Origin of the sequence: Streptomyces sp. NPDC047000 (assembly GCF_040644295.1) — a bacterium.
GTDB lineage: Bacteria > Actinomycetota > Actinomycetes > Streptomycetales > Streptomycetaceae > Streptomyces.
Genome location: NZ_JBEYWE010000024.1, coordinates 112,131 through 123,113, shown reverse-complemented (window position 1 = coordinate 123,113; position 10,983 = coordinate 112,131). Strand labels below are relative to the sequence as shown.

General features: G+C 73.0%; 12 protein-coding genes. 2 read left to right on the top strand and 10 right to left on the bottom strand.

Annotated features, from left to right (window positions below; genetic code table 11):
- The first annotated feature begins 253 nt into the window (after window positions 1–253).
- Window positions 254–1,366, top strand: a complete 1,113-nt coding sequence (locus tag ABZ862_RS29810; protein WP_360964603.1) for a right-handed parallel beta-helix repeat-containing protein — start codon at window positions 254–256, stop codon at window positions 1,364–1,366.
- Window positions 1,367–1,437: 71 nt separating this feature from the next.
- A complete protein-coding gene (locus ABZ862_RS29805) occupies window positions 1,438–2,472 on the top strand; it encodes a methyltransferase (RefSeq protein ID WP_360964600.1) in 1,035 nt (344 codons plus the stop codon).
- A gap of 106 nt (window positions 2,473–2,578) precedes the next feature.
- Here ABZ862_RS29805 and ABZ862_RS29800 read toward each other — a convergent pair whose 3' ends face one another.
- The 10 genes from ABZ862_RS29800 to ABZ862_RS29755 form a co-directional block, all read right to left on the bottom strand.
- A complete protein-coding gene (locus tag ABZ862_RS29800; protein WP_360964597.1) occupies window positions 2,579–2,911 on the bottom strand; it encodes a TcmI family type II polyketide cyclase in 333 nt (110 codons plus the stop codon).
- A 20-nt stretch (window positions 2,912–2,931) separates the two neighbouring features.
- Window positions 2,932–3,408 (bottom strand): SRPBCC family protein, encoded by a 477-nt coding sequence (locus tag ABZ862_RS29795; protein ID WP_360964594.1) that lies wholly within the window; start codon window positions 3,406–3,408, stop codon window positions 2,932–2,934.
- Between the two features lies 1 nt (window position 3,409).
- Window positions 3,410–3,667: an acyl carrier protein gene (locus tag ABZ862_RS29790; RefSeq protein WP_360964591.1), complete on the bottom strand. Its 258-nt coding sequence runs from the start codon at window positions 3,665–3,667 to the stop codon at window positions 3,410–3,412.
- Window positions 3,668–3,698: 31 nt separating this feature from the next.
- Window positions 3,699–4,949, bottom strand: a complete 1,251-nt coding sequence (locus tag ABZ862_RS29785; protein WP_360964587.1) for a ketosynthase chain-length factor — start codon at window positions 4,947–4,949, stop codon at window positions 3,699–3,701.
- On the bottom strand, window positions 4,946–6,217 hold the full coding sequence (locus ABZ862_RS29780; RefSeq protein ID WP_360964585.1) for a beta-ketoacyl-[acyl-carrier-protein] synthase family protein: 1,272 nt from the start codon (window positions 6,215–6,217) through the stop codon (window positions 4,946–4,948). The genes ABZ862_RS29785 and ABZ862_RS29780 overlap by 4 nt, the downstream gene beginning before the upstream one ends.
- Window positions 6,214–6,624 (bottom strand): cupin domain-containing protein, encoded by a 411-nt coding sequence (locus ABZ862_RS29775; protein WP_360964617.1) that lies wholly within the window; start codon window positions 6,622–6,624, stop codon window positions 6,214–6,216. The genes ABZ862_RS29780 and ABZ862_RS29775 overlap by 4 nt, the downstream gene beginning before the upstream one ends.
- 323 nt (window positions 6,625–6,947) lie before the next feature.
- A complete protein-coding gene (locus ABZ862_RS29770) occupies window positions 6,948–8,096 on the bottom strand; it encodes a SchA/CurD-like domain-containing protein (RefSeq protein ID WP_360964582.1) in 1,149 nt (382 codons plus the stop codon).
- Window positions 8,097–8,251: 155 nt separating this feature from the next.
- Complete coding sequence (locus tag ABZ862_RS29765; protein WP_360964579.1) at window positions 8,252–8,941, bottom strand: class F sortase; 690 nt, start codon at window positions 8,939–8,941, stop codon at window positions 8,252–8,254.
- A gap of 138 nt (window positions 8,942–9,079) precedes the next feature.
- The gene (locus ABZ862_RS29760; protein WP_360964576.1) at window positions 9,080–9,610 is read right to left on the bottom strand and encodes a hypothetical protein; all 531 of its coding nucleotides are present in this window, start codon (window positions 9,608–9,610) and stop codon (window positions 9,080–9,082) included.
- 321 nt (window positions 9,611–9,931) lie between these two features.
- Window positions 9,932–10,983: FAD-dependent monooxygenase (locus ABZ862_RS29755; RefSeq protein ID WP_360964573.1), on the bottom strand; the 1,052-nt coding region annotated here is incomplete at its 5' end.

Sequence of the window (10,983 nt, the reverse complement as noted above, 5' to 3'; positions counted from 1 at the left end):
ATCCAGTACGAGGACTTCCGGCCGGCACTCCCCCAAGCTCTTCGAGCAGGGGGGACCCCCAGAGAGCACGCACCGGACGCCGCTCCTTCACGGGCGAACGTTGCCTGCCGCGGCACTAGCACCGCGGCAGGCAACGCCTCCGGCGCCGGCTCACGCTCCCGGCCGGAGGCGGAACGCCGGGGACGCGGTCCGGACACGCCCCCGGACGGACGATTCGGCCGGTCTGCGGGCATCCGAGCCTACTGTCCGGAATATGAAGAGATGTCGCCTCACATATCTGGCCTGCACCGCGGCCCTCCTCGCGGTGGGCGTCGGTGCCGCACCGCCGGTCTCCGGCAGCGCCTTCCGTCCCGTGCACGTCGTCCACCCCGGCGAGTCGATCCAGGACGCGGTGGACGCCGCCGCGCCCGGTGACGTCGTCCTCGTCACCGCCGGCACCTACGTGGAGAGCGTGACGGTGCGCACGCCCCGGCTGACCCTGCGCGGCATGGGACCGCTCACGGTCATCAAACCCGCCCTCAAGATCGCGTCCTCGCCCAAGCCCGGAGCCTCCGACGCACCCACCGGCAGCTGCGGGGCGACGGGCAACGGGATCTGCGTCCTGGGCACCAAGGACGCCGCTCTCGACGGCGTCACCGTCGAGTCCCTCACCGTCAGCGGCTTCGCCAGGGCCGGGGTGTACGCCTCGGCCACCGACCGCCTCACCGTCCGCCGGGTGACCGCCGCGGGCAACGGGGTGTGGGGCATCGCCCAGGAGGGCTCGACACGCAGCGAGCTCCGGGAGAACACCGCCCAGGACAACGGCGACGCGGGCATCTTCCTCGCCAACAGCGTGGCCCAGGAACAGGGCGCCCTCGACGCCCGGGGCACGGTCGTCCGGCACAACCGGCTGACCGGCAACCGCATCGGCGTCACCGTCCGCCGACTGCGCGCCCTCACCGTCGCGCGCAACTACGCCACCGGCAACTGCGCCGGCATGTTCGTCGTCGGCGACGAGAACACACCGCGGACCGGAGACGTGACCGTCAGCGAGAACCGCGTCGTCCGCAACAACAAGTCCTGCCCCAAGACCGCGCGCCTCGACGCCATCCAGGGCTCCGGCATCGTCCTGACCGGCGTCGAAGGCACCCGGGTGAGCGGCAACAGGGTCGCGGAGAACATCGGCTCCTCATCGCTGTCCGGCGGCATCGTCCTGTTCAAGAGCTTCGTCGGCGCCCCCAACGACAACAACCGGATCACCGGCAACCTGCTCGACGCCAACTCCCCGGCCGACCTCGTCGACACCGACACCGACACCGGCACCGACCGGGGCAACGTCTACGAGAACAACCTCTGCCGCACCTCCCTGCCCGCCGGGCGCTGCTGACCCGCGCCCGCACCGCCGTAGTCAGCACAGCCGTAGTCCGCACCGTCACCCGACCAGGAAGGAAGCGGTACATGACCACCACCGGGACGACCGCCGCACCCCCGCCCCCCATGCGGCTGAGGGAGCTCGCGTTCGGGGCGGCCTGCGCCGCCGCCCTGCGCGCGGCCGCCCGCCTCGGTGTCGCCGACGCACTCGGCGACACCCCCATGCCCGTCGAGGACCTCGCCGCCGCCGTGAAGACCGAACCCCGCCCGCTGCGACGGCTGCTGCGGGCCCTGTCCTGCTACGACGTCTTCGCCGAGCGCCCCGACGGAACCTTCGCGCACACCGGCATGTCCCGGCTGCTGCGCGAGGACGACCCGCACAGCCTGCGCGCCATCTGCCTGTGGTGCACCGAGCCGTGGACCTGGGACGCCTGGCCGAGGCTCGACGAGGCCGTACGCACCGGCCGCAATGTCGTCGAGGACCTCTACGGCAAGGAGTTCTTCACCTACCTCAACGAGGACGCCCCCGAATCGGCCGACGTCTTCAACCGCGCCATGACCACCTCCAGCGAGCAGTCCGCACGGGACGTGGCCGCCCTGCTGGACCTGTCGGGGGCCGCCTCCGTCGCCGACATCGCCGGTGGCCAGGGCCATGTGGTGGCGTGCCTGCTCGACAAGTACCCCGCCCTGCGCGGCACCCTGCTCGACCTGCCCCGCGTCGTCGAGAACGCCGTGCCCCGGCTGCGTCCCGGCGGCGACCTCGCCGACCGCGCCGCCATCGTGCCCGGCGACGTCCGCGCCGCCGTACCGGTGAAGGCGGACGTCTACGTCATCAAGAACATCCTCGAGTGGGACGACGACAGCACCGCCCGGCTGCTGGCCAACGTCACCGCGACGGGCGGCCCCGGAACCCGGGTCGTCGTCATCGAGAACCTCGTCGACGACACCCCGTCGATGCGGTTCAGCACCGCGATGGACCTGATGCTGCTGCTCAACGTCGGCGGCGCCAAGCACACCACCGCGAGCATGACCGCCCGGCTGACCGAGGCGGGCCTGGTCGTCGACGACGTCAGCCCCGTCAACGCCTATCTGCACGCCTTCGACTGCCACGTACCGGCCTGACCGGACCGGACAGACCGTCACGGCGCCGGGGCGGCCCCCGCATACGACCGGCCGCCGGGCCCACGCACCTGCGTGGACCCGGCGACCGGCCGGCGCAGCGGTCGGTTCAGCCGGAGGGCTCCCGCTCCCAGCGGTAGAAGCACTGCGCCATGGCGTCCTTCGGTGAACGCCAGGTCGCCGGGTCGTACGCCGAGACGTACGCCGACAGCTGCTCGCTGATGTCCCGGAACTCGGGGTGCCCGGCGAGCCGCGCGATGGCGGGCGAGGGATCCCGCTCCGCCTCCAGGAGATGCAGGTACACGTCGCCGAACTGGAAGAGGCTGCGCCCCGACACCCCGATGAGGTGCGGGAGTTCACCCCGGTCCGACTCCGCGAACACCTTCGCGATGTCCGGCGCGGAGCCCGGTGCCATCCGGGCGACGATCAGGGACTGGTGCATCGTGCCGTTCCTCCGTCCGGTCAGCCGCTCATGGTCGGCACGGGCCGCTCACCGGCGGCCTGTTCGACACGGTCCCGGATCAGGGCCATCTGCACCTTGGAGTTCCGGTTGATGTTGCCGGTCATCCACTCGTCGTCGACCGGGGCGTCCGGTTTCATCGCGAAGTCCTGCGTCCAGACCATCCGGGTCCCGCCGGGCACCTCCTCGTACTGCCAGTGGATGTCCATGTGCTCGAACGGACCCGTCTCGACGCGGCGGGCCCGGACACTGAGCGTGTCCCGGTCGGTCTCCCGCTCCGACACCCAGCTCCACACCGTGCCGTTCTCGTCCGGGTGCATGGTCAGCCGGAACGTCGTCCGGTCGCCCTCCCGGGAGAGGATCTCGGCACTGGCGTACTCGCTGAACAGGTCCGGCCAGTTCGCCACGTCGTTGGTCATGTCCCACACCAGGCCGAGCGGCGCGGCGATGGTGATCTCGTTCTGCGTGTGCCCGGCCATGTCACGCCCCCGCCAGCAGCGCGCTGTTGACCAGGTCGAGGAACTGGGCGGGCGTCTTGCACCGCTCCGCGTCCGGCGGCATCGGGGTGCCGTGACGGTTCTCCAGCTCGCCCACCACACCGAGCAGGCCGAGCGAGTCGATGCCGATGGCGTCGAAGCCGGCGTCGGCCTGCCTGCGCAGCTCGTCCGGGGGCACGGTGACCCCCGCGGCCTTCTTCATCAGCTCGGACAGTTCTTCCACGGTGATGTGGTCGCTCATGAGGTTCCTTTCCTTGCGGGGTGACGCCCCGCTACGAGGCGTCGGCGGCGCCGTGCCGCAGCACCAGCGCCGAGTTGGAGCCCATCAGGCCCCGGCTGAGGACCAGCGCCGTGCGCACCTCGCGGGCGCGGGCGCGGACGGTCACCAGGTCGAGGTCGTGACAGATGTCGAAGACGTTCGGGGTGGGCGGGATCAGCCCGAACTCCATCGAGAGGACCGCCGCCGCCGTGTCCAGCAGGGGCGCCGCGCAGTAACCGCGGCCGGTACCGGTCTTCGGCGCGGTGACCGGCACCCGCCGGCCGTGCGCGCCCAGGGCGTCGACGATGGCCAGCGCCTCGGCCCGGTCGGCCTCCGGCACACCGAGGGCGTCGGCGAAGACCACGTCGATCTCCTCCGGCGCGCACCCGGCCTCGTCCAGCGCTCCCAGAACGGCCTGGGTGAGCCCGGCCCGGGACCGCTCCCAGCAGGAGGCACCGGTGAACGTCGCCGCGTGCCCGGCGATCCGGGCCCGTACCCGCGCCCCGCGCTCCCGCGCCGTGGTCTCGTCCTCCACGACGAGCATGGCGCCGCCCTCGGCCGGCACGAACCCGCAGGCCGCGTCGGTGAACGGGCGGTAGGCGCGGGACGGGTCGGCCTCCAGGCTCAGCTCCGGATAGCCGAGCTGGCACACCCCGGAGTACGGCGCGAGCGGCGCCTCCGTGGAGCCGGCCACCATGACGTCCGTGCCGCGCCGCACCGCCCGCGCCGCGTGCGCGATCGCGTCGAGTCCGCCCGCCTCGTCGGCGGCGACCACCGAGCAGGGTCCCTTGAAACCGCGCCGGATGGAGATCTGGCCGGTGCTGGCGGCGTAGAACCAGGCGATCGACTGGTACGGCCCCACGAACCTGCTGCCCTTGCCCCACAGCCGCTGCAGCTCGCGCTGGCCGAACTCGCCGCCGCCGGAGCCCGCCGCGGTGACCACGCCCACCGAGAACGGCGCCTGCCCGGTGTCGGCCCGGCCGAGCCGGGCGTCCTCCAGTGCCCGGTCGGCCGCGGCCATCGCGAAGTGCGTGAACCGGTCCGTCTGGACCAGATACCGCTCCTCCACGGCCGCCGTCGGCTCGAAGTCCCGCACCTCGCCGGCCACCTTCAGCGGAAGGTGCTCGCAGCCGTCGCGGGTGATGCGGTCCAGGACGCTGAGACCCTCCTGGGTGGCCTTCCAGAAGGAGTCCGTGCTGGTGCCGTTGGGCGCGACCACACCGATACCGGTGACCGCCGCGCGCCGTGGCCGGGCTGTGCTCATCGTGACCTCCCGCGGGTCCGGGTCAGGACCACCGCCGACTGGAAACCGCCGAACCCGCTGCCCACCGACAGCACGCTGTCCAGCCGCCGTTCACGCGCGACCCGCGGCACGTAGTCCAGGTCGCACTCCGGGTCCGGTGTCTCGTAGTTCGCCGTGGGGGGAACCACCTGACGTTCCATCGCCAGCACACACGCGACGACCTCGATCGCCCCGATCGCCCCGAGCGAGTGCCCCACCATCGACTTGATGGAACTCATGGGCGTGCTGTACGCGTGCTGCCCCAGGGCCAGCTTCACGGCGGCCGTCTCATGACGGTCGTTCTGCTGCGTTCCCGAGCCGTGCGCGTTGACGTAGTCGATGGCCGTGCCGTCGAGCCGGCTGTCGTCGAGAGCGTCCTCGATGGCCCGTGCCATCTCGATGCCCTCCCTGGTCAGTCCGGTCATGTGATAGGCGTTGCCGTACGTCGCGTAGCCGCCGAGCTCGCAGTACACGTGAGCCCCGCGGGCCCGCGCGTGCTCCAGCTCCTCCAGCACCAGCACGGCGCCGCCCTCGCCCATCACGAACCCGTTGCGGTCGGCGTCGAACGGCCGGGACGCGTGCGCGGGGTCGTCGTTGTTCGGCGAGGTCGCCTTGATCGCGTCGAAGCAGGCCATGGTGATCGGGGAGATCGGGGAGTCCGAGGCACCCGCCACACAGATGTCGGCCCGGCCCTCCCGCACGGTGTGGAAGGCGTACCCCACCGCGTCGAGACCCGAGGTGCAGCCGGTGGAGACGGTCTGCACCGGCCCGCACGCGCCCAGCTGCTCCGCCATCGTCGAGGCGAGCGTGCTCGGCGAGAACGCGCGGTGCAGATGCGGACGTGCCTGGTCGGGGTCCACGTCCCAGCGCCGGCCGCCCTGGCTGACCAGGACGTAGTCCTGCTCCAGCCGGGTGGTGCCGCCGACCGCGGTGCCCAGCGACACCCCGATCCGCCACGGGTTCTCCCGGTCCAGCTCGAGCCCGGAGTCCCGGACCGCCTCCTCGCCCGCGACCAGCGCGAACTGGATGTAGCGGTCGCAGCGCTCGATCTCCTCCGCGTCGAGGCCGTGGGCCGCCGGCTCGAAGTCGCACTCGGCGGCGATCCGCGACCTCAGGCCCGACGGGTCGAAGAACGTGATGCCCCGGGTCGCGGTGCGGCCGCCGGACAGCAGGTCCCAGAAAGCCGGTATGCCGATGCCGCCCGGCGCGACCACTCCTACGCCGGTGACCGCGACCCGCCGCCCGGTCACGCGTCCGCCCCCGGCCGGGCGGCGCCCACCGGAGCCGCGACGGGCTCGGACTCCTCCGTGTCCACATGGCCGAGCGGCGGCGTCGGCGCCAGCGGGCCGAGGTGGAAGACGATCCGGGCCTCCACGCGGCCGACGTTGCGGAACCGGTGACGCATGTGCATCGGGATCATGAGCCCCTGCTCCGGCCGCAGCGGGTGGGGCTCGCCGTCCAGGTCGACCTCCAGCTCCCCGCACACGACGTAGACGAACTCCTCCGAGTACGGGTGGTAGTGCTCGGCGATGCGGTCACCCGGCTGCACGATGGCCACGCCCATGAATCCGCTGGTGGATCCGACGGTGTGGGGCGTGAGCATGGCGCGCAGGTCGCCGCCGCGCCGGGTGTTGGGCTCGACCTCGGTGAGATCCACGATTCTGGTACGGGGTGTGATCACGTCGCTGCTCCGATCTAGTGCTGTGGTGACTGGGGGCGTGGCGGCGCCGTCCGCCGCGCGCCGTGGAACGCGTGCCGCCGGACGCCGCGGCCGTCCGCCGAAGGACCCGGGGCCGGTCCGGCGGACGACGCCGAAGACGCGGGGGCCGGCACTCCCCCGGCTCCTCGGACGGGGCACCCCAGCGGCGTCGGCGCCGGTCGCCGGCTCCGTCCTCGGCCCGGCGACGCATGCGCCGAGCCCCGCTCACCCGGGCCGACGGGTGCCACCGGTGCCGTCCGGGCCGATCTGCCGGACAGGCGTCATGCGTCGGGCGAACGGCGGTCGGTGACCAGTGCCATCCGGGCGAGTTCGAGGAAGCGCGGCAGGTCGCCGTCCTCCAGCGCGGCGGCGTCGGCCGCGTCCAGCAGTTCCGCGAGCTCGACCGCCCGCCCCGGCTCGGCGATGCCGAGGGGCAGCGCCAGATCGTCGGCGTCGAGACCGTCGCGTACGTCGATCAGCCGCACCACGACGTCGTCCCGCTGGAAGATCGTGCTGCGCAGCACCGGGCTGCGCGGGTCGTCGGCGGCCGTCTCGTCCTGCTGGGCGAGCAGCTTGGCCAGCCGCATCCCGCAGCCGGGCCGCGCCGGGTAGTACAGGGCGTGCCGCTCGGCCGCCGGGTCCTCCTGCTCGGCCGTCACATGGTGCACGGCGGGCAGCGCCGCCCGGGTGAAGAACATCCGCGCCGACTCGGGGTCGTCGAGGTCCCGGTCCTGCTCCAGATACGGGTTGATGGCCTCCTCGACCGCCCGTACCTCGGGCTGCCGGGCCACGTGCCGCAGCGCCGCGAGCAGGTCGCCGCGCACCTCGATGGCCCGCACGACCCGGTTGCCGTGCATGAACAGCGAGGTGCGGATCAGCCGGGTGGTGTCGTCGACCCGGGGCTCGGGCGAGGCGTAGTCGGAGAGGATCTTCGCGACGGTCTCCTCGCTGCCCGGCCTCACCGTGAAGGTGAGCGCGTGCCGGATCATGCCGTCGCCGATCCGCGGGGTCGGCTGGAGGCTGCGCCGGCCCGCCTCCGTACCGGCCACCGGACGGCCGGTCTCCCGGACCACGTGGAAACGCAGCGACCTGGTGTCCCGCACACAGCTGTGCAGGGGCTCCACCATCCGCACGTGCTCCTCGCTGTTGACCCAGGTGAGGAACGGCGGGGCGCTCTCCCATTCGCTGGTGATGAGCCACTGGGAAGGGTTCTCGATGGACTGGCACAGCTGGTCGCTGATGTGGCCGGGCACGGACGCGACCTCGTTGCAGAGCTGCTCGTACGCCTCCAGGAACTGCTGCTGGGCGCCGTCGTAGACCTCCACGAGCAGGACGACCCGCAGCCGGGAGCCGTCGAACACGGACTGGGAGACACGTTGCGACATCTGACGGGTCGGTGGCGGTGAGGCAGGTGCGGACGTGGTGGTCATCCTGAGCACATCTCCTTCGCGGGGGCCGGGGCACGGCTGGTCGGTGCGCCTCGGCGGCGCACGGGCGGGCCGAGGACGTGACTCGATCCTGAGCCGGTCCCGACCGGTGCGCGATCGGGATGGACTGGGCGGGTGATCACCCGTAGGAGGGGTCTTCACCGCAGGTGGGCGAAGACCACCAGGTTGTCCTTGTAGTCGCGGGCCGTACGGTCGTAGTCGCCCGCGCAGGTGATCAGACGGACCTCCGCCCGGCCCGTGTCGCCGTACACGCGCTCGCTGGGGAACCGGTCCTTCGCGAAGGTCTCCGTGTCGTCCACCACGAACGAGGCCGTCGTGCCGTCGGCCCGTACGACCTGGAAGGTGTCACCCTTGCGCAGGTCGCTCAGATAGACGAACACGGCCGCGGCGGTCTTGGTGTCGACGTGACCCGCGACGACCGCGGTGCCCCGCTCGCCGGGTGACGGGCCGTTCGCCCACCAGCCGACCAGATTGGTGTCCGCGGCGGGTGGTGGCTGGAGGCGTCCGTCGGGCGCGAGGGTGAGGTCGGTGAAGGGGGCGTCGACCCCGATCTTCGGGATCAGCAGCCGCTCGGGCCGGGACCGGGACAGCTGCTTGCCGTCCGATCCGCCGTCGGCGGAGGACCCGGCGGACCGTCCGGACGCGGCGGGGCCGGCGGTGCCCGGCTGCCGTACGGCGGTCGCGGCGGGGGACGCCGGGGAACCACCGCCGTGCAGCAGCACCACGAGCATCAGCAGGGCCACCCCGCTCAGCACGACGGCGCCGCGGGACAGCTGCCCGGCCGGGTCCGGCTCGCCGCCGGCGGGGGAGGGAGGAGGAACGGGCATCGGGGACCACTCTCGTCGGGTCACGCCGGGACGGGCACGACCGGCGCCGGGTTGTGTCCGGCCGCCGGGCCGGGAAGGCCGGGCGGCCGCCACTCGATGCACCGGTGGCGGCCGCGGCTCTATCGCGTCGGGCACGGCTCAGGCCAGGCCGGGTGCCGACTTCTTGCGGCGGGCGGCGTAGAGACCGGCTCCGACGAGCGCGAGGACCGCGACACCGCCCGCGGTCGTGGACGGCGCCGCCAGGGCGCCCCCGCCGGTGTGCATCCCGCCGTGGGGCTTCTCGTGGTCGCCGCTCGAGGAGCTCTCGCTGTCCTTGTCCTTGGTCCAGCCGGACTCCTTGCCGCCGTCCGACTCCTTGCTGCTGCCGGACTCCTTGCCGCCGCCCGACTCCTTGCTCCAGCCCGAGGAGTCCTTGCCGCTGCCGGAGGAGGAGCTGTCGGAGCCGGAGCCCCAGTCCTTGCCGCTGTCGGCCGTACGGAGGCTCAGCGCTCCGCCACCCGTGTGCATCCCGCCGTGCGGCCCGTCGTGGCTGCCGCCCCAGGACTGGTCCGTGCTGTAGGACGAGTCGTCATTGCTCCAGTCACCGCCTGCCGCGTAGGCGCCGGGCGCGCCGATGGCGAGAACGGCCGTGGCCGCCGCCGTGGCGAGCATCGTGCGAGAAGTTCGCATGTCGAGGATCCTTTCGTCGCGGACCGGATCGCTGGCGTTCCGTCAGCTCGGTTCACCCGGCCCTGACGTGATCCACCGTCAGCCAGATTCCCGGCCGCCACCACTCGGGAGACGCGGGCGGGTGACGGGGCGCCTCTCGCGGAGACGGCCCACCCCGGAGCGAGCCCCGGGGCTGCGCCCCTGGCCCGGTGAGAGTCCCGGGGCTCCGCCCCGGTCCCAGTGGGGTCGGGGGCTGCGCCCCCTCGTCTCCCACCCGCCCACCCGACTCGGTGGGCGGGAGGGGGGCCGGCCTTCCAGGGGCGTGCGTGCCCCGGGAGGGGGTCAGGGAAGGGAGAGGACCGAGGTCAGCGCCGACCGCAGCACCGGCTCCGCGGAGGCGACCGGGTCCGGGGAGCGCCAGGCCACGAAGCCGTCGGGGCGTACCAGCACGGCACCGCCGCGTCCCAGACCGTGCAGCTCCAGCCAGTCCGCCCCGTCCTCCGGCGTCAGATCGGCGTCCGGTCCCGCACCCACGCGGTACGCGACGAGCGGCACGGACAGTTCCTCGGCGAGCCGGCCCGCGCTCTCGTACCACCCGTCCTGCCGGTCCGCCTCGCAGAGCAGCACCATGCGCCGTTCGTACAGGTCGAGCGTGGAGATCCGCAGCCCCTGGTGCCGCAGCCACACGTGCGGTGCCCGGCTGCCCGGCTCGCCGTTCAGCGCCAGCTTCTCCGGTACGACCGGGGACGCGGGGTCCGTGCCGACGACGGCCCCGGACGGGTACCGGTAGCCGAGCGCCACGTTGAGGATGCCGCGCTGCGGTCCCCCGCCGGGGACGGGCGGCGGGGCGAAACCGGGGTGGCTGTGCTCGGCCGAACGGGCGGCGGCGCGGGCACTGGTGGCCTCTGCGACCGGGCGCCGTTCGGCGTCGTAGCTCTCCAGCAGTCCCTCGCCGGCCCAGCCGCCGAGCACCGCCGCCAGCTTCCATGCCAGGTTGTGCGCGTCCTGGATGCCGGTGTTGGAGCCGAACGCCCCGGTGGGGGACATCTCGTGGGCCGAGTCACCGGCCAGGAAGACGCGTCCCGACCGGTAGGCGCGGGCCACGCGCTGCGCGGCGTGCCAGGGGGCCCGGCCGGTGATCTCCACGTCGAGTTCCGGGTCGCCGACCGCGCGGCGGATGTGCTCGATGCAGCGCTCGTCGGTGAACTCCTCGAGCGTCTCGCCCTGTTCGGGGTGCCAGGGGGCGTGGAAGACCCAGTTCTCCCGGTTGTCGACCGGCAGCAGTGCGCCGTCGGCGTCCGGTGTCGTCAGGTAGCAGACGATGAACCGCCGCGGGGCGGCCCCCCGCGCGTGCCGCCCGGGGGCGGACGGGATTCTTAAGTTTTTGTTGAGTG

What these genes read in the sequence shown, in the direction of transcription:
- ABZ862_RS29765 (WP_360964579.1), bottom strand. Translation starts at nt 8,941, where the DNA reads ATGCCCGTTCCTCCTCCCTCCCCCGCCGGCGGCGAGCCGGACCCGGCC.
- ABZ862_RS29785 (WP_360964587.1), bottom strand. Translation starts at nt 4,949, where the DNA reads ATGAGCACAGCCCGGCCACGGCGCGCGGCGGTCACCGGTATCGGTGTG.
- ABZ862_RS29810 (WP_360964603.1), top strand. Translation starts at nt 254, where the DNA reads ATGAAGAGATGTCGCCTCACATATCTGGCCTGCACCGCGGCCCTCCTC.
- ABZ862_RS29805 (WP_360964600.1), top strand. Translation starts at nt 1,438, where the DNA reads ATGACCACCACCGGGACGACCGCCGCACCCCCGCCCCCCATGCGGCTG.
- ABZ862_RS29790 (WP_360964591.1), bottom strand. Translation starts at nt 3,667, where the DNA reads ATGAGCGACCACATCACCGTGGAAGAACTGTCCGAGCTGATGAAGAAG.
- ABZ862_RS29795 (WP_360964594.1), bottom strand. Translation starts at nt 3,408, where the DNA reads ATGGCCGGGCACACGCAGAACGAGATCACCATCGCCGCGCCGCTCGGC.
- ABZ862_RS29770 (WP_360964582.1), bottom strand. Translation starts at nt 8,096, where the DNA reads ATGACCACCACGTCCGCACCTGCCTCACCGCCACCGACCCGTCAGATG.
- ABZ862_RS29800 (WP_360964597.1), bottom strand. Translation starts at nt 2,911, where the DNA reads ATGCACCAGTCCCTGATCGTCGCCCGGATGGCACCGGGCTCCGCGCCG.
- ABZ862_RS29760 (WP_360964576.1), bottom strand. Translation starts at nt 9,610, where the DNA reads ATGCGAACTTCTCGCACGATGCTCGCCACGGCGGCGGCCACGGCCGTT.